This is a genomic window from Pseudomonas sp. ME-P-057 (genome assembly GCF_030208975.1).
Lineage (GTDB): Bacteria > Pseudomonadota > Gammaproteobacteria > Pseudomonadales > Pseudomonadaceae > Aquipseudomonas > Aquipseudomonas lutea.
Genome location: NZ_JARVSX010000033.1, coordinates 228,421 through 252,425, shown reverse-complemented (window position 1 = coordinate 252,425; position 24,005 = coordinate 228,421). Strand labels below are relative to the sequence as shown.

The following is a 24,005-nucleotide window of genomic DNA, read 5'->3' as shown; positions in this document are numbered from 1 at the left end:
TTGCTTCTGAATGTTGCAATGACGGCTCGGCGCCAGGGCGCATAAGCATCGCGTACACCCACCAACGTGCCCCACGGGCGCGATATTTGCTGCGGGACATTTGTGATGCCTGCAACTGGGCACTACGCTCTGCACCATCTAGCACTGCCCAAAAAACCACGAAGAGGCAAGCCAACCATGTCCGTGTACAAGACCGCGATTCTCAGCGCCGCTATTACCGCTCTACTGACCAGCGGCGCGGTGCAGGCCGCTGAAGCGCTTAAAGCAGTGGGCGATGGCGAGGGGCAACTGGATATCGTGGCCTGGCCCGGCTACATCGAGCGCGGGGAAAGCGACAAGGCCTATGACTGGGTGACCGGTTTCGAGCAAGAGACTGGCTGCAAGGTCAACGTCAAGACCGCCGCGACGTCGGACGAAATGGTCAGCCTGATGACCAAGGGCGGATATGACTTGGTCACGGCATCAGGCGACGCGTCACTGCGCCTGATCGCCGGCAAGCGTGTTCAGGCCATTGACCCTGCCTTGATCCCGAACTGGAAAAACCTCGACCCTCGGCTGAGAGACGGCCCCTGGTACACGGTCGAGAAGAAAACCTATGGCACTCCGTACCAGTGGGGCCCGAACGTATTGATGTACAACACCGAGGTGTTCAAGACGCCGCCGGTCAGCTGGAGTGTGGTCTTCGAAGCGCAGGACTTGCCGGATGGCAAACCGAACAAGGGCCGGATACAGGCGTATGACGGGCCGATCTACATCGCCGACGCCGCGCTGTACCTCAAGACCGCAAAACCCGAGCTGAACATTGTGGACCCCTACCAGCTCACCGAAACCCAGTACCAGGCCGTGCTCGACCTGCTGCGCCTCCAGCACCCTCTTGTGCACCGCTACTGGCATGACGCAACGGTACAAATGAGCGATGTGAAGAACGAGGGCGTGGCGGCGTCGAGTTCGTGGGGCTACATGGTCAACGGCCTGGTGGCCGACAAGCAGCCTGTCGCCTCGACCATCCCGCAGGAAGGCGCCACCGGCTGGGCCGACACGACGATGTTGCACGCTGACGCTCAACACCCCAATTGCGCCTATAAGTGGATGGACTGGTCGCTGCAACCGAAGGTGCAGGGCGACGTCGCCGCGTGGTTCGGTTCCTTGCCGGTGGTACCGGATGCGTGCAAGGGCAACGCACTGCTGGGCGCCGAAGGCTGTGAAACCAACGGCTTTGACCTGTTCGACAAAATCGCCTTATGGAAGACCCCGCAGTCAGAGGGTGGCAAGTACGTCCCTTACAGCCGCTGGACTCAGGATTACATTGCGATCATGGGCGGGCGGTAGCCACCATGCCCCACGCAGTCCAGTTTCTCCAGGTCTCGCGGCTGTTCGGTGAGACGGCAGCCGTTGACCGCGTGTCCATCGACATCGAAGACGGCGAATTCTTTTCGATGCTCGGTCCATCAGGCTCAGGCAAAACCACCTGTCTGCGCCTGATTGCAGGATTCGAACAACCCAGTGCCGGGTCGATCCGCATCCATGGCAAAGAAGCCGCCGGGCTGCCGCCGTATCAGCGCGACGTCAACACGGTGTTTCAGGACTACGCGCTGTTCCCGCACATGAACGTGCAAGACAACGTCGCCTATGGACTGAAAGTCAAAGGCGTCGGCAAGGCGGAGCGAATCAAGCGCGCCGACGAAGCGCTGAGCATGGTTGCCCTTGAGGGCTACGGCGCACGCAAGCCGGTGCAGCTCTCGGGCGGACAGCGCCAGCGAGTGGCGCTGGCCCGAGCGCTGGTCAATCGTCCCCGCGTGCTGCTGCTTGACGAGCCTCTTGGCGCCCTGGACCTGAAGCTGCGCGAACAGATGCAAAGCGAGCTGAAAAAACTGCAGCGTCAGCTGGGCATCACCTTCATCTTCGTCACTCACGACCAGACGGAGGCCCTGTCGATGTCGGACCGCGTCGCTGTATTCAACAAGGGTCGCATCGAGCAGGTGGACACGCCGCGCAATCTGTACCTGAAACCGGCCACTGCCTTCGTCGCGGAATTCGTCGGCACCTCCAACGTCGTGCGCGGCGAACTGGCGCAAGCACTGAGCGGCAGCGCGGGCGCTTTCTCGATTCGACCCGAACACATCCGTTTCGCCGACGGCGCCATGGCCGGTGCCGACATTCAGGTCAGCGGCATACTGCATGACATCCAGTATCAAGGCAGTTCGACGCGCTACGAGCTGAAACTGGACAACGGTCAGACGCTGAGCGTCAGCCAGGCCAACGACCAATGGCTGGACACCGCCCTGCCCTGGCTGCCAGGACAAAAGGCCACGGTCGGCTGGGCTCGCCAGGCGATGGTTGCGCTGCGTGACGAGCCAGGCGCGGCGATCGGTGAAGCCAAGCCCGAGGCGCCTTGAGATGGGTCAGCCGTTTCCTCCCTCGACACCCGCAGACAGGCAATCGCTGGTCAGGATTTTTTCCAACCTGCTGTATCGACGCCCGAATCTATACCTGTCGCTGTTGCTGATTCCACCGCTGCTGTGGTTTGGCGCAATCTACCTGGGCTCGCTGCTGGGGCTGCTGTGGCAGGGCTTTTACACGTTCGATGATTTCAGCATGACGGTCACGCCGGACCTGACCCTGACGAACTTCGGCGCGTTGTTTAATCCAGCCAATTTCGACGTCATCCAACGCACCCTGACCATGGCCATTGCGGTTTCCATCGCCAGCGCTGTGGTCGCCTTCCCCATCGCTTACTACATGGCGCGCTATACCAGCGGCAAAACCAAAGCGTTTTTTTACATTGCCGTGATGATGCCGATGTGGGCCAGTTACATCGTCAAAGCCTATGCCTGGACGCTGTTGCTGGCCAAAGGCGGCGTGGCGCAGTGGTTCGTGCAGCACATGGGCCTGGCGCCCCTGCTGCAGTGGACGCTGAGCGTGCCGGGCGTTGGCGGAAGCACCTTGTCCACCTCGCACCTGGGTCGATTTCTGGTATTCGTCTATATCTGGCTGCCGTTCATGATTCTGCCGATACAGGCGTCGCTCGAGCGTCTGCCGCCTTCTTTGCTGCAGGCCTCAGCCGACCTCGGTGCTCGACCCCGGCAGACGTTCATGCAGGTGATTTTGCCCCTGTCTGTGCCGGGTATAGCGGCGGGCTCGATCTTCACGTTTTCACTGACGCTGGGGGATTTCATCGTGCCGCAACTGGTGGGCCCGCCCGGGTATTTCATTGGCAGCATGGTCTACGCCCAGCAAGGGGCGATCGGCAACCTGCCCATGGCGGCCGCCTTCACACTGGTGCCCATCGTGCTGATCGCGGTGTATCTGTCCATCGTCAGGCGTCTGGGGGCATTCGATGCACTCTGAAAAACCATCATGGGGTCTGAAGATTGCCGCGTGGGGCGGGTTGTTGTTTTTGCACTTTCCGATCCTGGTCATCTTCCTCTACGCGTTTAACACCGAGGACGCTGCGTTCAGCTTCCCGCCCAAGGGCTTTACACTGAAATGGATCGGCGTGGCGTTCGCCCGCACAGACGTGCTCGAATCGATCAAACTGTCGTTGCAGATCGCCTGTTTGGCCACGCTGATTGCGCTGGCGCTCGGTACGCTGGCCTCTGCGGCGCTTTATCGACGAGACTTCTTCGGCAAGGACGGGATTTCGCTGATGCTGATTCTGCCCATCGCCTTGCCCGGCATCATCACCGGGCTGGCCCTGCTGTCAGCATTCAAGGCGCTCGGGATTGAGCCGGGGATGTTCACGATCGTCGTTGGCCACGCCACTTTCTGCGTGGTGATCGTCTACAACAACGTCATCGCCCGCCTGCGCCGCACGTCCCAAAGCCTGATCGAAGCGTCGATGGACCTTGGCGCCGATGGCTGGCAGACCTTTCGTTACATCATCCTGCCCAATCTGAGCTCGGCCCTGCTGGCCGGCGGTATGCTGGCGTTCGCCCTGTCGTTCGACGAAATCATCGTCACCACGTTCACCGCCGGCCACGAGCGCACCCTGCCGCTCTGGCTGCTCAACCAGCTCAGCCGCCCACGGGACGTTCCGGTGACCAACGTCGTGGCAATGCTTGTGATGATGGTGACGATGCTGCCGATCCTCGGCGCGTATTACCTGACTCGGGGTGGGGAGAGTGTGGCTGGCAGTGGGGGGAAGTGAAGGCATCGAATGATTTCAGAACGCTGGTGGCAACCTTTCACCGCCCGCATCCGGATAAGGAGGCGAAGCCCTACCAGGTTCGAGACGCGCGAGTATTCCTTGAGCACGCAGGAGTTACCCCATGAACATCATGAGTTACAAAGGCTAGTCGGCCCGGATCAATTTCAGCGATGAGGACGGCCTGTTCGTGGGTCATGTTGCGGGTATCAAAGACGTGATTGGCTTTCACGGCCAGTCGGTACAGGAGCTTCGCGCAGCGTTCGAGGAGGCGGTAGACGATTATCTGGACGTCTGCAAACGCTTGGGGCGCGAACCTCAAAAAAACTATTCCGGGAAACTGAGCTTACGGCTGGAGCCTGAGCTGCATGCAAGCGTTGCCTCACAAGCTGAATTGGCTCACAAGAGCATCAACCAATGGGTCAGTGACCTGCTACGGCAGGCCCTCTGACCCTATATTTGTCAACGAATAGCCTGTACAGGTACCCCGAGACTGCGCCTCAATCGCGCAGATCCGACTCATGAATCGGCTGGTCGCGGTGCGTTGCGCGCTGGTATTGCGCAGGCCATGTGGCTTGCCGTCCGCCCAGATGCTCATCGGCGCGCAGCGGCCAGTACGGATCGCGGAGCAATTCGCGAGCCAGGAAAATCAGGTCGGCCTGTCCCGTGCGAAGAATGGTGTCGGCCTGGGTGGGTTCAGTGATCATCCCCACTGCGCCGGAGGGTATATCGGCCTCCTTGCGCACACGGCCGGCAAATTCGGTCTGATAGCCCGGGCCCACTGGAATCTCGGCTTTGGGGGCCGAGCCACCGGATGAGACATCCATCAGATCGACGCCCAGTGCTTTCAAACGCTTGGCCAACTCGACGGTTTCATCGGCGTTCCAGCCGCCTTCCACCCAGTCTGTGGCCGAGACGCGCACGAACAACGGCAGGTCTGCGGGCCAGACTTCGCGCACGGCTTTGGTGATTTCAAGGGTTAGACGAATGCGATTTTCGAACGAGCCACCGTATTGATCCTGACGCTGGTTGCTCAGCGGCGACAGGAACTGGTGCAGCAGATAACCATGGGCAGCGTGGATTTCGACCACTTTGAAACCTGCGGTCAAGGCACGCTTGGCAGCATCGACGAAGGCTTTGATGACGTCCTTGATCTGGGCTTCATCCAGCGGCGTAGGCACGGTGTAGGTCGGGTCGAAAGCGATCTCCGAGGGGCCCCAGGTCGACCAGCCGCCCTGGTCGGCCGGGATGGCGCCGCTCTGGCTCACCCACGGACGCCATGTGCTGGCCTTGCGCCCGGCGTGGGACAGCTGAATGCCGGCCACCGCGCCCTGGGCGTTTATGAACCGAGTGATGCGCTGAAGCGGCTCGATTTGCTCGTCGTTCCAGAGGCCGAGGTCTTCCGGGGTAATCCGCCCATCCTGGGTGACTGCCGCCGCTTCGGTGAAAATCAGCCCGGCACCGCCGACCGCGCGGCTGCCCAGATGGACCAGATGCCAGTCATTGGCCAGGCCGTCGGCGCAGGAGTACTGACACATCGGTGAAACCACAATGCGGTTGCGCAGCGTCAGTTGGCGAAGGGTATAGGGTTCAAGCAGCAGGCTCATGGGGACCTCTCAGGTTGTGTGGCAGGTTCCTCAACTGGCGAACCTTGTGCCTAGTCGACAACCCGGGAGAAGCGAGGGTTCACTCGCATCCCGGCTGAAGCCAGCCCTGCCGAGTCGACGCTGCCCTGTGGGACCGGCTTTAGCCGGGAAGGCGTCAGATGTCACGCTGCAGAATTGAGGGTGTTCAAGCGGGCCTCTTCCCGGCTGAAGCCGGTCCCACTAAAGCACCGCAGTCACCAGTGGGACCGGGTTTAGCCGGGAAGGCGTCAGTTGTCACGCTGCAGAATTGAGGGTGTTCAAACGGGCCTCTTCCCGGCTGAAGCCGATCCCACCAAAGCACCGCATTCACCTGTGGGACCGGCTTTAGCCGGGAAGGCGTCAGATGTCACGCTGCGCAATTGAGGGTGTTCAGACGGGCCTCTTCCCGGCTGAAGCCGGTCCCACTAAAGCACCGCAGTCACCTGTGGGACCGGGTTTAGCCGGGAAGGCGTCAGATGTCACGCTGCGCAATTGAGGGTGTTCAAGCGGGCCTCTTCCCGGCTGAAGCCGGTCCCACTAAAGCACCGCACTCACCTGTGGGACCGGCTTTAGCCGGGAAGGCGTCAGATGTTTCATCGAAACATTTAAGGCGTTAACGCGCTGAAAGATGCACCACCATCAGTTGCACGGTTTCATTGCCGCGAAACTCGTTCAGGTCCAGTTTGTATGCCAGCTCGACCCAGCGCACAGTTGGATTGGGCCACACGTCGCGATCCACGCTGAACGCGATGCCTTCAAGCTTGACGCTGCCGCATTCGGTCTTGAGTACCATCTTTAAATGGCGCTCGCCGACGACACGCTGCTCGACCAGCTGGAACACACCATGGAACAACGGTTCGGGAAAATGCTGTCCCCACGGGCCGGCGTTGCGCAGCGCCCGGGCAAGCTCAAGATGAAACTCCTCCACCGCCAGGGTGCCGTCGGACAATAACCGGCCGGTCAGGTCTTCTTCATTGAGCTGGCGGCGCACCTCAGCGTCAAACGCTTGGGCGAACGCCGGGAAATTTTCTTCCGGTAGCGACAACCCGGCCGCCATGGCGTGGCCACCAAATTTACTGATCAGTTCGGGATGCTGCGCCGCCACGGCGTCCAGTGCGTCACGGATGTGAAAGCCCGGCACCGAGCGCGCCGAGCCTTTGAGCACCCCTTCGCCTGCACTGGCGAATGCAATGGTCGGGCGGTGGTACCGCTCTTTCATGCGCGATGCCAGAATTCCGATCACGCCCTGATGCCACTCCGGCTCGAACAGGCACAGCCCGAACGGCATGGATTCCAGTGGCAGGTCCTTGAGTTGCGCAAGCGCCTCGCGCTGCATGCCCTGCTCGATGGATTTGCGGTCCTGATTAAGCTCATCCAGGCGCACGGCCATCTCCCGGGCCGATGCTTCGTCATCGCACAGCAGGCATTCGATGCCCAGGCTCATGTCGTCCAGACGCCCGGCTGCGTTCAGGCGCGGGCCGATGATGAACCCCAGGTCGGTAGAGGTGATGCGTGACGCCTCGCGACGGGCCACATCGAGAATGGCGCGCAGCCCGGGGCGCGCACGTCCGGCCCGGATGCGCATCAGTCCCTGATGCACGAGGATGCGGTTGTTGGCGTCCAGCGGCACGACATCTGCCACGCTGCCCAGCGCGACCAGGTCCAGCAACTCGCCCAGATTGGGCTGGGCACGGCCATTGCCCTCGAACCAGCCGGTGTCGCGAAGCCGCGCACGCAAGGCCATCAACACATAGAAAATCACGCCGACGCCCGCCAGCGATTTGCTGGGGAAGGTGCAGCCGGGCTGGTTTGGATTGACGATGGCGTCGGCCGCCGGCAATTCATGGCCAGGCAAGTGATGGTCAGTGACCAGCACCTGCAACCCTGCCGCCTTGGCCGCCGCGACGCCCTCAACGCTTGAGATTCCGTTGTCGACGGTCATCAGCAAATCGGGCTGGCGTTCCAGGGCGACCTGGACGATCTCCGGCGTCAGGCCGTAGCCAAACTCGAACCGATTGGGCACCAGATATTCCACATGAGCCGCGCCCAGCAGGCGCAGCCCCAATACACCGACCGTGCTGGCTGTCGCCCCGTCAGCGTCGAAGTCGCCCACGATGAGAATGCGCTGACGCTGCTGCAACGCGGTCACCAGCAAATCGACCGCCGCATCAATTCCCTTGAGCTGTTGATACGGGATCAACCGGGCCAGCCCCTTGTCGAGCTCCGCCTCCGACGCTACGCCGCGCGCAGCATATAAACGGGTGAGCAAGGGTGGCAGGTCGCCAAGAAAAGGAAGGGTGTCAGGTAACTCGCGTGGTTCGATGCGCATTCAGGTTCCGCTGGGATTTCTCGTTGGGGCTGTTCGGTATGGCGATGCCGGGGCCTGGATCAGCCTCGCTCGCCCGCCAGCCACTGCAATTGCACTTCGTGCTGGCCGCGATCATCGGTCACGAAAATCGTGCCTTCGCTGATCATCACGTCCCACTTGATCACTCGCGGCATGTCTTTGGACAAAACTTCCAGAGCCTCTTGCGGCACCGAGGCGATATTGACGTTCTTCAATGTCTTGATCGCTGGCACCACTTTACCTTCCCACACGCGCAGGCTGCCGTACGCCAGCAGGCTGGTGCGCTCGGTGCGCCGCGAGCACCACGTCAGACGATCGGCGTCGGGTTGGCCAACCTCGATCCAGTGAAGCACGCGGTCGTCCAGGCTTTTTTCCCACAGCGCGGGTTCGTCGACGTCCGACAGACCACGGCCAAACGACAGGTGCTCGTTGTACCAGAAGGCGTAGGCCAGCAGGCGCACGGTCATGCGCTCTTCGGTCTCCGACGGGTGACGGGCGATGGTCTGTTTGACGTTTTCGTAGACCCCGCGATCAAGATCGGTGAGGTTGAGTTCGAACTTGTAGGTCGTGGACGGCTGGGCCATGAACGGGCTTCTAGAGAGACAGGAAAGGCGGCAAGTCTACCCGATGCCGGCTCGTTGAACGACCGAACTCGATGAGCGATACGCGCAGCCCTTGCAAACGAGAGCTGACGCACAGCGTGGGTGATGCTTTACTCAAGGCCGCCTGACCTGTGTTAAACAAGTGAAGCACAACGCCGATACCCTGCTGCGAGACACTGTCGATGAGGATCAACGCATCTGCGGCTGTTCATGACTGCTGTACTTCCGCGCCCGCCAGTTGCAGTAACGACGGACGGATAGCCGGTCGGATTTTTCGGGATTTACCTCAACGGATGGTCAACGCTCCCATGCCTGTCAGCGGTTATCGAGTGCGTGTCTTACTGATCGCAACCCTGCTCGCATGGCTCCCCGGCCCGGCGCACGCCCGCGATACATTGATCTGGCTGTTGCGCGATTTTCCGCCGCTGACCATATTTACCGGCCCATTGGCCGGTCAGGGCGCCATCGACAAGCTCATGCCCGAGCTGACGGCGAGGATGCCCGAGTACGATCATCAGATCATGCACGTCAACCGGGCGCGCGGAACGCAAATGCTCAACGACCCCACGGTCTTCGCCTGCGACCCCACGCTGTTGTGGACGCCGGAGCGCGACAGAACCATGCTCTTCTCCATCCCCTCCTATGCCACCCCCAGCAACGGCGTCACCATCGAGCGCCACCAGCGAGCGCTGTTCACACCTTTCATCGACGCTGACGGCCGCCTGGACCTCGCCGAATTACTGGCCAGCGACAGCGTCGATGTCGGCATCGTCGGAGAGCGTAGCTATGGCTCCGTCATCGACAAGGTATTGCGCGAGACGACCCGTCCCAAACGTCTGATCCTGCACTACGGCAACACGGCGGTGGGCAGCATGCTGGAAATGGAGCGCCTGGACCGTTTCCAAGCCATCATCAGCTACTGGCCGGAAGCCCGTTTTCATGCTCAGGCGCGAGGCATTCCTCTTGAGGATCTGGAGTTTCTGCCCGTCAAGGGCGTGCCTAAATACCAGTTCGCTCACATTGCCTGTTCGAAGACCGAAAAGGGCCGCGCGGCAATGGAAATCATCAACAGGGAGATGCGCGTGCTGCGGGTGACGCGTTTGATAGATTTTTACGCGGAATGGATGGCGAAGAAGGAAGAATACCTGCACGACGCTCAGTCATTTTTCGACGAGCCGCAAAACTGAACCGGCCATGGACGCTAGCGGTGCAGAGAGCCAAATCCCGGGCAAAAAGAAACCCCGAGCAGCGGGGAGACTGCTCGGGGTCAACCGTGGTCCATCTTGGACCCGTATGGCAGGCAGCATGAACACCGGAGCACAATGCCTGCGCCTGCCATAACTGATAGGAGCCTACCGAATGGAGAAGGTTCCGCGCCACTCAGACAAAAGGTCGAGCGGTGGCATACCCGGCAGACTGGGACAGGTTGCGCATGGCCGCAATGACGCAAGGTTCGATGCGCCCTTCCACGACCATCAAATCTCTGTGAAGCCCATCGACAACATCGGTCAGCTGGCGTTTATCACCCAACTGAGCAGCGGAAAAATTGCGCTCGATCACGATGGCACCGGCTGCATTTTTCAGCGTCACCAGACGCTTGCCCAGCGCACCGGCAGGGCCAATGCTCACCTGATAAGGGGACAGCGCTTCGCTTAGGAGCAAGCTGATATTTTCCATTCGGATCACCACTCAACAATTTGAATGCAAAGGTGCTAACCAATGACCATTGGCAGCATCGGAAAGTTCTGGGCGCTTGATGCGCCGGCAAGCGTAAGCAAACCGCAGCGACCTGATTTCCGAGCATGCCTGCCTAATGTGACAGACGAACTCATGCGTCTGGCGTGCGCGCCTGCCCCGTTTCCGCCAGTAGCCGCTTGAGCTGGCAAGCCGTCTGCTCGGCAGCATGGCGCGCGTCCTTGAGCTCGGCTTCCAGGCGCTTACGCTCGCCGATGTCCATCCAGCCGCCGAGCAGCCCCTGCAGCTGACCATCGGCGCGGTGGTAAGGCACCATCCACAGCCATACGTCCACCTGTCGCCCCGCCAGCTGCAAAGTGCGCTCTGAAAACACCGGCGTCTGCGTGTCCAACAGCGTCATGAAAGCTTCGTGCATGCGCTCGGCATGGTCGCGGGGAAAAAGATCGACATCGATCAAGCGTCGCCCTTGCATCTGTTCGTAGCTGATGCCGAAGCTCTCTTCATAACTGCGATTACACGCGACCAGGCGGCCTTGCAGGTCGTGCACGTGAATCGGATTGGCGATGGCATCGAGCAGTGTGCGCCGGAACGCCAGCTGATCGCCCAACTGCGCTTCCGCCCGCATGCGCTGATGCGCCTGATATTTGAGACGGCTGCTCCATGCCAGGGATACCAGGCCCACCAGTAGCGACGTACTGACCACCCAGTAGACCCATGCAGGTACACGCCTCCAAAGCGAGGCTTGAGGATTGGGCGCACCCAGCCATTTCAGGCGGATCGCGCGCATTTCCCCGACAGGAAACTCCTCCAGGGCCTTGTTCAGTATCCCCAGCAGTTGGGGGTGGGTCTTGACGACTGAAAACCTGTCGGGCGACCACATGCCCTCCACGCTGCGCCCGACTTTGAGGTGCGCTGAAGGATACAACCACGCACCGGCCTCGTTCTGGATGGTGGCATCGGCATCGCCCTGCTCTACGAGTCGACGGGCATCTTCGTAAGTCGGCACCAGTTTTACCTGGATCTGCGGGTAGCGCTCCCGGATGAACGCAAGCAGAGCATGCCGTGCGGGCAGCGCCAGGACCTTGCCGGTCATGTTCGACAGTTGAAAGGAGGACGCCTGCTCGGCGCGTACCAGAAAAACCCAATTGTTGCCGCCGAACGCGTAGGTAAAGTTCAGCAGTCGCTTGCGCTCGACGTTTTCGGCCAGCGTGGTGTTCATGTCCGCGCCACCCTCTGTAAGCGTCTTCAGCAATGCTTCGGTGGAGGCAGACTCCTGATGTATGAACTGCAGGCCGGTCATGCGCGAAATCCGCGCGAGCACATCGATATTCAGCCCCACCCAACGACCTTGAGCGTCCTTATAGATGTAAGGAGGGTGCTGGGTGGACGCTACAATGACCTGGGGATGCTGGCGAATCCATTTGCGCTCCGGAGCACTGAAGTTCACTTGTCGCCGCGTCAGATCAGCCCCCAGGCCAAGGGTCCAGCGCGACTGGATTTCTGCGTGTACGGCATCGTCCAGACCCGCCAGCGCACGGTTAAACAACTGCAACGCTTGGGTGTCCGTCTCACGAAAGGCAAAGGCAAAGCCCGAGGACGGCAGCAGACTGTCGAATTTGGTTTGCAAACCGAGATGCGGTCGCAAAAGGCTGTAGGACTGCACCGTCAGTTCGTTGGCGACGAATGCGTCGGCGTCATTTTGCGCCAGCGCCTCCATGGCGCTATGCAGTGTGGGCGCGAGCATGATTTCGCTGTCGGGATAGATTTGCTGCACCTGTTCAAGATCAGCGTAGCCGTCCTGCAGAATCACCCGTTTGCCCTTGAGCGACGGTTGCAAGCCGGGGTCACTGCCCCGTCCGAAGACCACGGCGCGGTCCTGCAGGTAGGCCTGCGTAAACGAGAGCCCGGGTATGGCTCGCTCGAATCCGCTGGCGCTGCTTAACAGGTCGATTTCCCCGGCAAGCAGCGCGTCTACCGCATGTGCGCGTTTGGCGAACCCGCGTACCTGCACCGGTATTGCCAGCCGTGTGCTCATCAGGCTCAGGTAATCGGCACTGATGCCTTGATAGCGGTTGCGGTCGGTGGTGATGTCAACGGGCTCATGGTCCAGCACCGAAATGCCCACTCTAAGAACTGTGCGTGCCTCCAGCCACTGGCGGCCAACCTCATCGAGCACAAGGGGTTGTTGATCCGAGGAATAACCACCCAGCACGAAGGGAACGGTCTGAATCGCATCAGCGGTCCGGCTCCACAGGCAGACAAAAATCAGCGATGCCCACAGGGCTGATCCCAGACACAGGAAATGGCCGTTGCGTGCCATCAGGTAAAAATAGTTAAAAACCACGGGCTTATCCGAAAATTGAAATTCTTCGGAAGTGTGGCACGCAGATAAAACAAGACCCGCTGCGGGGCGGGTCTTGTTTGTTACACGGCGATACGGTCAGAGAGGCTTGCCACGATTCCCATGCTGGCTGACAAAGGCCTGGACGGCTTTAAGGTCATTCGGCAGTACGGTGCAACGCTCGTCTCGCTCAAACAAATCAGACAAATGTGCAGGCAGCTCAAGCGCTTTTCCTACACCGGCCTTCAGCACCGCATCCGGGAATTTGACCGGGTGCGCGGTTCCCAGAATCACCATCGGTGTGTCCAGGCTGCGGCGGCAGTCTCGCGCGGCCTTGACGCCGATGGCTGTGTGCGGGTCAAGCAATTCGCCAGTGCTGGCGAACACTTCAGCGATGGTTTCGCAAGTCTGCTCATCACTGACCGCCAGCGAATCAAACAGCTTGCGGGTCTCGGTCCAGCGCTCGTCTTCGACGCTGAAACCGCCGCCCTGCTTGAAGCTGTCCATAAGCCTGGCTATCGACGCGCCATTGCGGCCGTGCATATCGAACAACAAACGCTCGAAGTTCGACGACACCATGATGTCCATCGACGGCGACAGGGTGGCGTGCAGGGTTTCCTTGACGTACTGGTTGCCACTCATGAAGCGGTGCAGGATGTCATTGCGGTTGGTGGCAACCACCAGCTGACTGATCGGCAGGCCCATGTTGCGCGCCAGGTAGCCTGCGAAGATGTCGCCGAAATTACCGGTGGGCACCGAGAACGCCACCGAGCGCGCCGGGCCACCCAACTGCAGGGCTGCGTGGAAGTAGTAAACGATCTGGGCCATGATCCGAGCCCAGTTGATCGAGTTCACCGCCACCAGACGTGTGCCTTTCAGAAAGCTCTGGTCGGCGAAGCTGTTCTTGACCATTTCCTGGCAGTCGTCGAAGTTGCCTTCGATCGCGATGTTATGGATGTTCTCGCCGAAGATGGTGGTCATCTGGCGGCGCTGAACATCGGACACGCGGTTGTTAGGATGCAGGATGAAGATATCGACGTTGTCGCAGCGGCGGCAGCCTTCGATAGCGGCCGACCCGGTATCACCCGAGGTGGCGCCAATGATCACCACGCGCTCGCCGCGCTTCTCGAGCACGTAATCCAACAGACGGCCCAGCAACTGCAGGGCGAAATCCTTGAACGCCAATGTCGGGCCGTGGAACAGCTCCAGCACCCACTCGTTGCCATTGAGCTGGCGCAACGGTGCCACGGCGGCATGGGTGAACACGCCGTAGGTCTCTTCGAGAATCTTCTTGAAGTCCGCGTCCGGGATACTTCCCGTCACGAACGGACGCATCACCCGAAAGGCCAGTTCGTGATACGGCAGCCCGGCCCACGACGCGATCTCTTCCTGCGTGAAGCGCGGCAGGCTTTCCGGAACATACAGGCCGCCGTCGCTGGCCAGACCGGTCAGCAATACATCTTCAAAATTCAAGGCCGGCGCCTGGCCGCGGGTACTGATATAGCGCATTTTTTCAAACCTTCGGTTTGGGCGGCAAGCTCCGAGGGGCAAGCTGCAAGTCAAAACGCTTCGTCTCTGACCTACAGCCCGCGGCCCGAAGCTCACCGCGATATAAGTTTGCTGTTACTTGCAGCTTGCCGCTTAACGCTTGCGGCTCGTCTCAGTTCAGATGCTCGACGCGGATTCGCACAACCGGCCCGGCGACATCCTGCAACGCTTCCAGCGCTTCGATCGCATCGTTCATGCGCTGTTCGACCACGCGATGGGTCAGCAGAATCATCGGCACCAGACCGTCATGCTCTTCGACTTCTTTCTGCATGATCGATTCGATGTTGATGCCGCGCTCGGACAGAATGCTCGCCACCTGGGCCAGCACGCCGGGATGGTCCTTGGCCTGAATCCGCAGGTAATAAGCGCTTTCGCACGCTTCGATCGGCAGGATCGGATGAGCCGACAGTGAGTCAGGCTGGAAGGCCAGGTGCGGCACACGGTTCTCCGGGTCGGTGGTCAGCGCACGGACCACGTCGACGAGATCCGCCACAACCGACGAAGCCGTAGGCTCCATGCCGGCACCCGCGCCGTAGAACAAGGTGGAACCGGCGGCGTCGCCGTTGACCATTACCGCGTTCATCACGCCATTGACGTTGGCGATCAGACGATCAGCCGGAATCAGGGTCGGGTGGACGCGCAGCTCAATGCCGCTCGGTGTGCTGCGGGCGACGCCCAGGTGCTTGATCCGATAACCCAGCGCTTCGGCGTAATTGACGTCGGCGGTAGTCAGCTTGGTGATGCCTTCGGTGTAGGCCTTGTCAAACTGCAGCGGAATACCGAAGGCGATGGACGCCAGGATGGTCAGCTTGTGCGCTGCATCGATACCTTCCACGTCAAAGGTCGGGTCGGCCTCTGCATAGCCCAACGCCTGCGCTTCGGCAAGAACGTCCGGGAAGGTGCGGCCCTTCTCGCGCATCTCGGTGAGGATGAAGTTACCGGTGCCATTGATGATGCCGGCCACCCAGTTGATGCGATTGGCCGACAGGCCTTCGCGAATCGCCTTGATCACCGGAATACCGCCAGCCACTGCTGCTTCGAAGGCGACGATCACGCCCTTCTCCCGGGCTTTCGCAAAAATCTCGTTGCCATGTACAGCAATCAGCGCCTTGTTGGCCGTGACGACGTGCTTACCGTTTTCGATGGCCTTGAGCACCAGTTCGCGGGCGACGGTGTAGCCACCGATCAGCTCGATGACGATGTCGATTTCAGGGTTGCTCGCCACGTCGAAAACGTCGGCAGTGGTCGGGGTACCGGTAATCTGGCAATTGGGGTTTGGCGTACGCATGGCAATCTGCGCCACTTCGATTCCACGCCCGGCACGGCGGGCAATTTCCTCGGCGTTACGCTTTAGCACATTGAAGGTACCGCCACCGACAGTACCCAGCCCACAGATGCCTACTTTGACCGGTTTCACTATGAACTCCCCATAAAACGGCCGACGCAAGGCCGGCCGTGAAATCAGCCGCGATCAACACGGCTTGCTATTGACGAAGCGCGTCATAAAAGCCGCTTCAGGGTCTGTCGCAGGAGGCTGCGACAGACCGGATTACTTGGCGCCGAGCGCCAGTTTGGCCACTTGCGGCGCAGGCTGGTAGCCCGGAATCAACTGTCCGTCTGCCAACACGATGGCCGGCGTACCGTTCACACCGATTGACTGGCCGATTTCAAACTGGCGGGTGACCGGGTTGTCGCACTTGGGCGCCTGAATATTCTTGCCGTCGACCATGCGATCCATGGCACCGCGGCGGTCCTTGGAGCACCACACGGCCTGCAGTTGCTCGTCGCCCGGCGAACCCAGCCCCTGACGCGGAAATGCAACGTAACGCACCTCGATACCGCGCTTGTTCAGCTCCGGTACTTCCTCGTGCAGTTTGTGGCAGTACGGGCAGGTGGTGTCGGTGAACACTGTGATGTGGGACTTGGTTTCGCCAATGGCGGGATAGACGACCATCTCGGCCGTCGGAATGCCATTGATGGTTTTCGAGATCGCCTGACGCTCGACTTTTTCGGTCAGGTTGACCGGCTTGCCGCCCTGTATCTGATACAGATTGCCCTGCATGACGAACTGCCCGTCAGCACTGGCGTACAGCACACGTCCGCCCTTCAGATTGACTTCATAGAGGCCGTTCAGGGGGCTGCTGGCAATGCTTTCGACAGGGATCTCCAGGTTCAGAGACTCCAGGGTCTTGCGGATGGCTTTGTCGGACGCCTCGTCGGCGTGGGCAAAAAGGCTGAAAGAGCTGGCCAGCGCTACAACGGCAGCACCGAGAAAACGAGTGACGCGCATGAAAACTCCTCGAGCGGTGAGCAGACGGGCCGGGCTGAAAACGGGTGGAGGGACAGCACCGGGATGTTTTCAGGGCCTTGATCTGCGAAACCGGCAAAGCCTATCACATAAGGCCGGGAAGGCCGACGCTCGCTGATGTAAGACAGGTCGTAAATTCATGAAGTTCGCTACCCCCTCGGGTGATGCTTCGCATGCATTTCCTGCAACCGGGCGCGCGCTACGTGGGTATAGATTTGCGTCGTCGAGAGGTCGCTGTGACCCAGAAGCATCTGCACCACGCGCAGGTCAGCGCCGTGGTTGAGCAAGTGAGTGGCGAAGGCGTGCCGCAAGGTATGTGGAGAAAGCGATTTGCCGATGCCGGCGACCTTGGCCTGATGCTTGATGCGATGCCAGAAGGTCTGGCGGGTCATCTGTTCGCCTCGCTGGCTGGGAAACAGCACGTCGCTGGGCCGCCCGTTGAGCAACTCGTGGCGAGCGTCCCGCATGTATCGCTCGACCCAGACGATGGCCTCCTCGCCCATCGGGACCAACCGCTCCTTGCTGCCCTTGCCCATGATGCGCAATACGCCCTGACGCAGGTTGACCTGTTCCAGTGTCAGGCTGACAAGCTCGGTAACCCGCAGGCCGCAGGCGTACAACACCTCCAGCATGGCTCGGTCGCGCTGGCCAATAGCGTCACTCAAATCGGGCGCGGCCAGCAGTGCTTCGACGTCTGCTTCGGACAGGGATTTGGGCAGCGGCTTCCCTAACTGCGGCATGTCGACCTGCAGCGTCGGGTCGATGGCGATAAGCTTTTCCCTGAGCAAGTAGCGATAGAAGCCGCGCACGCCGGAAAGCAATCGAGCCGTCGAGCGTGGCTTGTAGCCGTTGTCGACCCTCCACGCCAGGTGATCGAGAATTGCTTCACGACTGATGCTCATCAAGTCGACGCCTTTCTCCTGAAGCCAACCGTTGAACAGCGCGAGGTCACTGCGATAGGCGTCGCGGGTATTGTCCGACAGCCCCTTTTCCAGCCAAAGGGCGTCCAGAAAGCGGTCGATCATGGGATGGTCAATGGCGGGCATGGGTTCTTACTTGAATGGCAGAGGGCGACGGGCAGTTTTTCATACCTGACCGAGCAGGATAAAAACCGGATGCCAGAAAGCAAAAAAGCAGCCCGTGGGCTGCTTTTTCATTCGCATGGGAAGACTGGGATTAAACCAGTTTTTCCTTGATGCGAGCTGCTTTACCGGACAGGTCACGCAGGTAGTACAGCTTGGCCTTGCGAACGTCACCGCGACGTTTCACAGCCATGCTGTCGATTTGCGGGCTGTAGGTCTGGAAAGTACGTTCAACGCCAACACCGTTGGAGATTTTACGAACAGTGAAAGCACTGTTCACGCCACGGTTACGCTTGGCAATAACAACGCCTTCGAACGCCTGCAGACGAGCGCGGTCGCCTTCCTTCACTTTCACCTGAACGACGATGGTGTCGCCCGGGGCAAAGGGAGGGATCTCTTTGGTCATCTGCTCTGCTTCGAGTGCAAGGATGATTTTGTTAGTCATGCTGTGCTCCTAAGGTAAATCAGCTGGATTTACCATCGATACGTTAACTATCGTCCCGCTCACGGAGATATTCCGCCAGCAGCTTCTTCTCTTCTCCAGAAAGCGAGCGGCTTTCCAGAAGATCGGCGCGTCGTTCATAGGTCCGCCCAAGGGACTGCTGTAAACGCCAACGCCGGATGTGTGCGTGATTGCCACTTAGCAATACGTCGGGAACACGCTGATCCGCATACACCTCCGGTCGGGTGTAATGCGGGCAATCCAGCAGACCATCCGTGAAGGAGTCTTCCTCCGCGGAATCTACATGCCCTAAAGCTCCAGGCAGCAGTCGCGTAACCGCATCTATCAGGACCATGGCCGGCAGCTCACCGCCAGATAACACATAGTCGCCAATCGACCACTCTTCATCGACATGAGCCTCAATAAAACGCTCGTCGACGCCTTCATAGCGACCGGCAATCAGGATAAGTGCTTCTTCCTGCGCCAGTTCGCGGACCGCAGACTGATCCAGCTTGCGACCCTGGGGCGACAGGTAAATCACCTTCGCCGCCTCCCCCGCTGCTTGCCTGGCCTGAGCCAGCGCGTCTTCCAGGGGCTTGATCTTCATCACCATGCCAGGGCCACCGCCAAACGGGCGATCGTCCACAGTGTGATGTCGATCAGTGGTGTAATCCCGCGGATTCCAACAGGTGAGCTGCAAGAGCTCCTGTTTCACCGCACGGCTGGTAATGCCGTATTCGCTGATGGCGGAAAACATCTCGGGAAACAGCGTGATGACTTCTATGCGCAGGCTGGCCATTGCTTAGAAATCCGCGTCCCATTCCACCTTCATCTCGCCTGCAACCAGATCGACGGCCAACACACATTGCTCCGTATAGGGCAAAAGGCGTTCGCGATCATCCAGACTGCCTGCGCAGGGCTTGACCACCATTACATCGTTTGCGCCGGTTTCCAGAAGATGATCGACCTTCCCGAGCAACTGCCCAAGTCCGTCAATGACCTTCAGACCTTCAAGCTGGTACCAGTAGTACTCGCCGTCGGTCAATTCAGGGAACAGATTGCGTGGCACGCAGATCTCATAACCCGCAAGAAGACGTGCTTCTTCACGGTCATCAAGACCCTTGAGCTTCGCGACCAGGAACTTGTCGTTCCCGCGTCCACTGACCAGCTCGACCTGTTTCACATTGCCTTCGCGCTTGAGCGTCCAGGTTTTGTACTGCAACAGGTTTTCAGTCGGATCAGTAAAGGAATACACCTTCACTTCGCCGCGAACGCCATGTACCGAGTAAATCTTGCCGATGACGATCAGATCGTCGGCAGAAGCTGGCGTCGCGTTCATATTGCTCAGGCCGCAGCCTTGGCAGATTCCTTCAACAGCGAAGCAACACGCTCAGAAGGTTGTGCACCAACGCTCAGCCAGTAGGCCAGACGCTCTTGGTTCACGGACAGACGGATTTCCTGACCACGGGCAACCGGGTTGAAGAAACCGATTTGTTCCTTGTGGGAACCGTCGCGTGGGTTACGGCTGTCGGTCACAGTCAGGTGGTAGAACGGGCGCTTTTTGGAGCCGCCAAGGGCAAGACGGATTGTTAGCATTGAACAATTTTCCTGTAGTCGGTGCTGCAAATCTAAGATGCACAGCGGGCATGGGTGCCCGAAAGGCCGCATATTCTAAGGAATATCCGGATATTTGCAAATGACTTTTTCCGGCATGCGCCGAAGGACTGCCGAAGGACTGCCGAAGGACTGCCAAAGATCTGCCATGGAACCGCCAATTACGACGGCGTTGAGAGCCTGCCTGAGCAAGCCATCGGGACGGTTGCCCCAAAGAGGAACGCGCGGGCCCTGAGCCCGCGCGATGCAATTTACATTTTGGGCATACCGCCACCGGGCAACATTCCGCCCATGCCGCGCATCATTTTGGCCATGCCACCCTTGGTCGAGAACTTTTTCATCATCTTCTGCATCTGCTTGTGCTGCTTGATGAGGCGACCGATGTCTTGCACCTGAGTACCCGAACCCATGGCAATGCGGCGCTTGCGTGAACCACTGATCAGCTCGGGGTCGCGACGCTCGGCCGGGGTCATCGAGTTGATGATGGCTTCCATCTGCTTGAACTGCTTTTCAGCGGCGCTCTGGGCATTACCCATTTGCGACAGGTTGACGCCGCCGATGCTCGGCAGTTTGTCCATGAGCCCGCCGAGGCCGCCCATGTTTTTCATCTGTTGCAGCTGATCGCGGAAGTCTTCGAGGTCGAAACCCTTGCCCTTCTTCAGCTTCTTGGCCAGCTTGTCGGCCTTGTCCTTGTCGAGGGTCTGCTCGGCCTGCTCAATCAGGCTGAGCACGTCGCCCATGCCCAGGATGCGCGACGCGATACGGTCCGGGTGGAACGGCTCGAGCGCCTCGCTCTTTTCGCCCATACCGATGAACTTGATCGGCTTGCCGGTAATGGCACGCACCGACAGCGCAGCACCGCCACGGGCGTCACCATCGACCTTGGTCAGGATCACGCCGGTCAACGGCAACGCGTCACCGAACGCCTTGGCGGTGTTGGCGGCGTCCTGGCCGGTCATGGCGTCGACCACGAACAGCGTCTCGGCAGGCTTGACCGCAGCGTGCAGCGCCTGGATCTCGCTCATCATTTCGGCATCGATGTGCAAACGGCCGGCGGTGTCGAGGATCACCACGTCAATGAACTTGAGCTTGGCTTCCCTGATGGCCGCTTCGGCGATGTCCACCGGCTTCTGGCTGATGTCGGACGGGAAGAACGTCACGCCGATGTCGTTGGCCAGTGTTTCAAGCTGCTTGATTGCGGCGGGACGATAGACGTCCGCCGACACCAGCATCACGGTTTTCTTTTTGCGTTCTTTCAAAAACCTGGCGAGCTTGCCGGCCGTGGTGGTCTTGCCCGCACCCTGCAGGCCCGCCATGAGGATGACGGCCGGCGGCGTGACGTTGAGGGTGAGCTCTTCGTTCGCGGCCCCCATCATCTCTTCAAGCTCGGCCTGGACAATCTTCACGAACGCCTGGCCCGGGGTCAGGCTGCGCGACACCTCGGTGCCGACGGCGCGTTCCTTGATGCGATTGACGAAGTCCTTGACCACCGGCAAGGCGACGTCGGCTTCAAGGAGCGCCATACGCACTTCACGCAGAGTGTCCTTGATGTTGTCCTCGGTCAGCTTGGCCTTGCCAGTGACCTGGCGCAGCGTCTGCGAGAGACGATCTGTCAGATTTTCAAACATGCGTGATCCTTTGGGTTCGTGCTGAACACCGAATAGTGCGGGCCGGCCCGTAACGGCCTTTCCAGTCGGCCGCCGAAATCGCGGCGCCTGCTGTTTATAGAAGCACTATAAACGCGGCTGAAACAGCGGTCGGCGAGCCTGTGGCTTGAGCAGGTCGCGGATTATAGCGAAGAGTCCCGCGCACGGACACTACGGCGTCTGCTTCTCTGGTCTTTCGTGACTTGCGGGTTATATGCCAAACTCAGCGCCTTTCGGGCACGCCCAACAGGATCTATGTTCCCCTTGTCACCGAGTTTGCTCTTCAGCCTCGCCGCCGCTGTCTTTTACGCCGCTGCGACCGTCTACCAAGGTGCGCGCCTGCGTCAGGGCAAAAAGGCCGACAAATGGCTGCTGTGCCTGATCGGCACTCTAGCCGTCGCCTGCCAGGCCAGCGCGCTGTTTGGTCAACTGGTACGTCCCATCGGTCTGGGCCTGGACTTTTTCAGCGCCGCCAGCCTGATCGCCGTTGCCGTGATCATCGTGACCATGCTCGCGTGCATCCGGCTACCGGTCGAAATCCTGCTGATTCTGTTGTTCCCGCTGGGGCTGCTGACCACGCTGATGGCGCAGTTCGCACCGGCCGGCACCCTGCAGCCGATCATCGAAGAGCACGGGATCATCAGCCATATTCTGCTGTCGATCCTCGCTTACGGCATGTTCACCATCGCCGTGTTTCAGTCTTTGCTGCTGTTGCTGCAGGACCGCCAGCTCAAGAACAAGCATCCCCTGGGCCTGATAAAAAGCTTCCCGCCCCTGCAAACCATGGAGAGCCTGTTGTTCGGCTTTCTCTGGGCGGGCTGGGTTTTGCTCTCGATGTCGCTGATATCCGGCTGGCTTTTCGTCGAAAACCTGTTTGCTCAACACCTGGTGCACAAAACGCTGCTGTCGATCCTGGCGTGGGTCGTCTTCAGCGTTCTGTTGTGGGGCCGTCATCATTTGGGCTGGCGCGGGCACAAGGCGATTCGCTGGACGCTGGGCGGTTTTGTACTCTTGATGCTGGCTTACTTCGGCAGCAAGCTCGTCCGTGAATACATCCTGCACATCTGACGGGCATTGATCATGGAAAACCTGCCGGCCGGCTCAATGCTCACGCTCCTTGCCCTGCTTACCCTGTGGTCGGGGCTGTTGGGAGCGGTCGAGGCTGCGCACCACAATCTGCGCGCCATGCCTGTCAATCCACGCTCCAGCGAGCCGGCCAGGCCGGTACTCGCGTTCAACCTCAACAGCCTCATCCTCGGCAATACGCTCCTCAAAGTCCTCATCACCGTGCTCGCCACCCTGCTTGCCATTGGCGAGGGCTATGTTCATGCCCCGCTGCTGGCCTGGATGGGTGTTGCCAGCGCGCTGGTGGTGGTGACCGAGTTCATCCCGAGAAAGCTGGCGGCGCGTCGGCCTGAAGCGATTCTGCTCCTGGGCAACAACGTGTTGCGCATCCCCGTTCGGATATTGCAACCGCTGACCTGGCTCTACAAAAACATCGCCAAACTGTTGTTGCGTCCTTTTCTGTCCAGGCGTCGCGCTGACAGCGTCGATGATGAGGACGACCAGCGACCGCCGGTTTATCAGGACAACGAAAGTCAGTTCGGCCGCGCCCACATCATCTCCGGCATTCATGCGCTCGACACCATGACCGTCAATGACATCCTGGTGCCGCGCAGCGAAGTGGACGGCATCAACCTCGATGACACGATCGAAGAGATCACCGACAAGCTGATCATTTCCCGCCACACGCGTCTGCCGGTCTATCACAACGACATCAATCAGGTCGAAGGGGTCCTCAATACGCGGATGGTCAGCCACTTGTTGCCCCGCAACGAGCTGACCAAAGAGGCGCTGCAGGCGGCATGTTATGAGCCGTACTTTGTGCCCGAAAGCACGCCGCTGCAGATGCAGCTGCTCAATTTCCACAAGCAGCAGCGACGCATGGGCGTGGTGGTCGACGAGTACGGTGAAGTGCTGGGCATCGTCAGCCTCGAAGACATTCTTGAGGAAATCGTCGGGGAATTCGAAAGCGAGCAGGCCATCGACAACCCGCACATTCAGCCCCAACCTGACGGGCGTCTGGTGATCGACGGTGCGGCGTCGATTCGCGATCTGAACAAGAGCCTTGCCTGGCACCTCCCCTCCGACGGTCCGAAAACCCTCAATGGTCTGATCACCGAAGCGCTGGAGACGATTCCCAGCAGTTCGGTGTGCCTGAAAATCGGCCCCTACCGCCTGGAAATCCTCGAGACCGAAGACAATCGCGTCAGCCGTGTGCTGATGTGGCTGAACACACGTACCAAGGACGTGATCTGAGGCATGCGGCGGAGCGCTGAAACACTTGTTTCGGCGCCGATCCCCTTCCTATAATCGATCCGCTTACCCAGCCCCGCCGATCCGCGTGCTACCCGCACAATGCGCGATCCGGCCAGTCACACAGCCTGACCGCTCACGCGACCCTGGCCTGCGCTCCGATCCCGAGCTCGCCACGCGCCTTTGCCCGCATCCGGGCTAGTCTGTTCAGCGCTGGACCCAACAATAAATAACGATTGCCACAGCGCGCGTACGGATTTTCGTTCCCCGCTGACAGGCGATACGACTGCCAGGG

General features: G+C 60.0%; 22 protein-coding genes and 1 pseudogene. 9 read left to right on the top strand and 14 right to left on the bottom strand.

Going from position 1 to position 24,005, the window contains the following annotated elements:
• The first annotated feature begins 177 nt into the window (after positions 1 to 177).
• From ydcS to QRN48_RS17735, 6 genes and pseudogenes are all read left to right on the top strand, one after another.
• The gene (ydcS, locus tag QRN48_RS17760) at positions 178 to 1,329 is read left to right on the top strand and encodes a putative ABC transporter substrate-binding protein YdcS (protein WP_285352004.1); all 1,152 of its coding nucleotides are present in this window, start codon (positions 178 to 180) and stop codon (positions 1,327 to 1,329) included.
• Between the two features lie 5 nt (positions 1,330 to 1,334).
• Positions 1,335 to 2,396 (top strand): ABC transporter ATP-binding protein, encoded by a 1,062-nt coding sequence (locus QRN48_RS17755; RefSeq protein ID WP_285352002.1) that lies wholly within the window; start codon positions 1,335 to 1,337, stop codon positions 2,394 to 2,396.
• 1 nt (position 2,397) lies between these two features.
• Complete coding sequence (locus tag QRN48_RS17750; RefSeq protein ID WP_037012418.1) at positions 2,398 to 3,348, top strand: ABC transporter permease; 951 nt, start codon at positions 2,398 to 2,400, stop codon at positions 3,346 to 3,348.
• The gene (locus QRN48_RS17745) at positions 3,338 to 4,147 is read left to right on the top strand and encodes an ABC transporter permease (protein WP_191944414.1); all 810 of its coding nucleotides are present in this window, start codon (positions 3,338 to 3,340) and stop codon (positions 4,145 to 4,147) included. The genes QRN48_RS17750 and QRN48_RS17745 overlap by 11 nt, the downstream gene beginning before the upstream one ends.
• A gap of 26 nt (positions 4,148 to 4,173) precedes the next feature.
• Positions 4,174 to 4,272, top strand: a pseudogene (locus tag QRN48_RS17740) (type II toxin-antitoxin system HicA family toxin); the annotation flags it as partial.
• A gap of 32 nt (positions 4,273 to 4,304) precedes the next feature.
• Positions 4,305 to 4,595 (top strand): type II toxin-antitoxin system HicB family antitoxin, encoded by a 291-nt coding sequence (locus QRN48_RS17735; protein ID WP_285352137.1) that lies wholly within the window; start codon positions 4,305 to 4,307, stop codon positions 4,593 to 4,595.
• Between the two features lie 49 nt (positions 4,596 to 4,644).
• Here the strand turns inward: QRN48_RS17735 and QRN48_RS17730 are convergent, their stop codons facing one another.
• From QRN48_RS17730 to QRN48_RS17720, 3 genes are all read right to left on the bottom strand, one after another.
• Positions 4,645 to 5,751, bottom strand: a complete 1,107-nt coding sequence (locus tag QRN48_RS17730) for an NADH:flavin oxidoreductase/NADH oxidase (RefSeq protein ID WP_285351999.1) — start codon at positions 5,749 to 5,751, stop codon at positions 4,645 to 4,647.
• Positions 5,752 to 6,382: 631 nt separating this feature from the next.
• Positions 6,383 to 8,098, bottom strand: a complete 1,716-nt coding sequence (gene recJ / locus QRN48_RS17725; protein WP_285351997.1) for a single-stranded-DNA-specific exonuclease RecJ — start codon at positions 8,096 to 8,098, stop codon at positions 6,383 to 6,385.
• Positions 8,099 to 8,157: 59 nt separating this feature from the next.
• Positions 8,158 to 8,700 (bottom strand): YaeQ family protein, encoded by a 543-nt coding sequence (locus QRN48_RS17720; protein WP_191944410.1) that lies wholly within the window; start codon positions 8,698 to 8,700, stop codon positions 8,158 to 8,160.
• Positions 8,701 to 9,059: 359 nt separating this feature from the next.
• Between QRN48_RS17720 and QRN48_RS17715 the strand changes: the two genes are divergently transcribed.
• Entirely contained in the window at positions 9,060 to 9,905 is an 846-nt protein-coding gene (locus tag QRN48_RS17715; protein WP_502944630.1) for a TIGR02285 family protein, read from the top strand.
• Positions 9,906 to 10,098: 193 nt separating this feature from the next.
• Here QRN48_RS17715 and QRN48_RS17710 read toward each other — a convergent pair whose 3' ends face one another.
• The 11 genes from QRN48_RS17710 to ffh all read right to left on the bottom strand — a co-directional run bounded on the left by QRN48_RS17710 (position 10,099) and on the right by ffh (position 21,376).
• Positions 10,099 to 10,395, bottom strand: coding sequence for a DUF3509 domain-containing protein (locus QRN48_RS17710; protein ID WP_191944409.1), 297 nt, complete (start codon positions 10,393 to 10,395; stop codon positions 10,099 to 10,101).
• 151 nt (positions 10,396 to 10,546) lie between these two features.
• Positions 10,547 to 12,757, bottom strand: a complete 2,211-nt coding sequence (locus QRN48_RS17705; protein WP_285351992.1) for a transporter substrate-binding domain-containing protein — start codon at positions 12,755 to 12,757, stop codon at positions 10,547 to 10,549.
• A gap of 96 nt (positions 12,758 to 12,853) precedes the next feature.
• Positions 12,854 to 14,263: a threonine synthase gene (thrC, locus tag QRN48_RS17700; RefSeq protein ID WP_285351991.1), complete on the bottom strand. Its 1,410-nt coding sequence runs from the start codon at positions 14,261 to 14,263 to the stop codon at positions 12,854 to 12,856.
• 151 nt (positions 14,264 to 14,414) lie between these two features.
• Positions 14,415 to 15,719, bottom strand: a complete 1,305-nt coding sequence (locus QRN48_RS17695; RefSeq protein WP_037012433.1) for a homoserine dehydrogenase — start codon at positions 15,717 to 15,719, stop codon at positions 14,415 to 14,417.
• A gap of 132 nt (positions 15,720 to 15,851) precedes the next feature.
• Positions 15,852 to 16,592 (bottom strand): bifunctional protein-disulfide isomerase/oxidoreductase DsbC, encoded by a 741-nt coding sequence (gene dsbC, locus QRN48_RS17690; protein ID WP_037012435.1) that lies wholly within the window; start codon positions 16,590 to 16,592, stop codon positions 15,852 to 15,854.
• A 167-nt stretch (positions 16,593 to 16,759) separates the two neighbouring features.
• Positions 16,760 to 17,656: a site-specific tyrosine recombinase XerD gene (xerD, locus tag QRN48_RS17685; protein ID WP_285351990.1), complete on the bottom strand. Its 897-nt coding sequence runs from the start codon at positions 17,654 to 17,656 to the stop codon at positions 16,760 to 16,762.
• 130 nt (positions 17,657 to 17,786) lie between these two features.
• Positions 17,787 to 18,137 carry a 50S ribosomal protein L19 gene (gene rplS, locus QRN48_RS17680; RefSeq protein ID WP_037012438.1) on the bottom strand — a complete coding sequence of 117 codons (351 nt, stop codon included), beginning with the start codon at positions 18,135 to 18,137 and terminating at the stop codon, positions 17,787 to 17,789.
• Positions 18,138 to 18,180: 43 nt separating this feature from the next.
• Positions 18,181 to 18,933, bottom strand: a complete 753-nt coding sequence (trmD, locus tag QRN48_RS17675) for a tRNA (guanosine(37)-N1)-methyltransferase TrmD (protein ID WP_191944406.1) — start codon at positions 18,931 to 18,933, stop codon at positions 18,181 to 18,183.
• 3 nt (positions 18,934 to 18,936) lie between these two features.
• Entirely contained in the window at positions 18,937 to 19,473 is a 537-nt protein-coding gene (gene rimM, locus QRN48_RS17670; RefSeq protein WP_037012440.1) for a ribosome maturation factor RimM, read from the bottom strand.
• Positions 19,474 to 19,478: 5 nt separating this feature from the next.
• Positions 19,479 to 19,730, bottom strand: coding sequence for a 30S ribosomal protein S16 (gene rpsP, locus QRN48_RS17665; protein ID WP_037012442.1), 252 nt, complete (start codon positions 19,728 to 19,730; stop codon positions 19,479 to 19,481).
• Positions 19,731 to 19,999: 269 nt separating this feature from the next.
• Positions 20,000 to 21,376 carry a signal recognition particle protein gene (ffh, locus tag QRN48_RS17660; RefSeq protein ID WP_191944405.1) on the bottom strand — a complete coding sequence of 459 codons (1,377 nt, stop codon included), beginning with the start codon at positions 21,374 to 21,376 and terminating at the stop codon, positions 20,000 to 20,002.
• Between the two features lie 273 nt (positions 21,377 to 21,649).
• On the opposite strand from ffh, the gene QRN48_RS17655 reads away from it, so the two are divergent.
• Entirely contained in the window at positions 21,650 to 22,462 is an 813-nt protein-coding gene (locus QRN48_RS17655) for a cytochrome C assembly family protein (protein ID WP_191944404.1), read from the top strand.
• 12 nt (positions 22,463 to 22,474) lie between these two features.
• Entirely contained in the window at positions 22,475 to 23,713 is a 1,239-nt protein-coding gene (locus QRN48_RS17650) for a transporter associated domain-containing protein (protein WP_037012446.1), read from the top strand.
• Positions 23,714 to 24,005: the final 292 nt, after the last annotated feature.

Excerpts from the sequence above, each read along its gene's own strand:
- ydcS (WP_285352004.1), top strand. The coding sequence starts at position 178 with ATGTCCGTGTACAAGACCGCGATTCTCAGCGCCGCTATTACCGCTCTA.
- QRN48_RS17755 (WP_285352002.1), top strand. The coding sequence starts at position 1,335 with ATGCCCCACGCAGTCCAGTTTCTCCAGGTCTCGCGGCTGTTCGGTGAG.
- QRN48_RS17750 (WP_037012418.1), top strand. The coding sequence starts at position 2,398 with ATGGGTCAGCCGTTTCCTCCCTCGACACCCGCAGACAGGCAATCGCTG.
- QRN48_RS17745 (WP_191944414.1), top strand. The coding sequence starts at position 3,338 with ATGCACTCTGAAAAACCATCATGGGGTCTGAAGATTGCCGCGTGGGGC.
- QRN48_RS17730 (WP_285351999.1), bottom strand. The coding sequence starts at position 5,751 with ATGAGCCTGCTGCTTGAACCCTATACCCTTCGCCAACTGACGCTGCGC.
- recJ (WP_285351997.1), bottom strand. The coding sequence starts at position 8,098 with ATGCGCATCGAACCACGCGAGTTACCTGACACCCTTCCTTTTCTTGGC.
- QRN48_RS17720 (WP_191944410.1), bottom strand. The coding sequence starts at position 8,700 with ATGGCCCAGCCGTCCACGACCTACAAGTTCGAACTCAACCTCACCGAT.
- QRN48_RS17710 (WP_191944409.1), bottom strand. The coding sequence starts at position 10,395 with ATGGAAAATATCAGCTTGCTCCTAAGCGAAGCGCTGTCCCCTTATCAG.
- thrC (WP_285351991.1), bottom strand. The coding sequence starts at position 14,263 with ATGCGCTATATCAGTACCCGCGGCCAGGCGCCGGCCTTGAATTTTGAA.
- dsbC (WP_037012435.1), bottom strand. The coding sequence starts at position 16,592 with ATGCGCGTCACTCGTTTTCTCGGTGCTGCCGTTGTAGCGCTGGCCAGC.
- xerD (WP_285351990.1), bottom strand. The coding sequence starts at position 17,656 with ATGCCCGCCATTGACCATCCCATGATCGACCGCTTTCTGGACGCCCTT.
- rplS (WP_037012438.1), bottom strand. The coding sequence starts at position 18,137 with ATGACTAACAAAATCATCCTTGCACTCGAAGCAGAGCAGATGACCAAA.
- trmD (WP_191944406.1), bottom strand. The coding sequence starts at position 18,933 with ATGGCCAGCCTGCGCATAGAAGTCATCACGCTGTTTCCCGAGATGTTT.
- rimM (WP_037012440.1), bottom strand. The coding sequence starts at position 19,473 with ATGAACGCGACGCCAGCTTCTGCCGACGATCTGATCGTCATCGGCAAG.
- rpsP (WP_037012442.1), bottom strand. The coding sequence starts at position 19,730 with ATGCTAACAATCCGTCTTGCCCTTGGCGGCTCCAAAAAGCGCCCGTTC.
- ffh (WP_191944405.1), bottom strand. The coding sequence starts at position 21,376 with ATGTTTGAAAATCTGACAGATCGTCTCTCGCAGACGCTGCGCCAGGTC.
- QRN48_RS17655 (WP_191944404.1), top strand. The coding sequence starts at position 21,650 with ATGTTCCCCTTGTCACCGAGTTTGCTCTTCAGCCTCGCCGCCGCTGTC.
- QRN48_RS17650 (WP_037012446.1), top strand. The coding sequence starts at position 22,475 with ATGGAAAACCTGCCGGCCGGCTCAATGCTCACGCTCCTTGCCCTGCTT.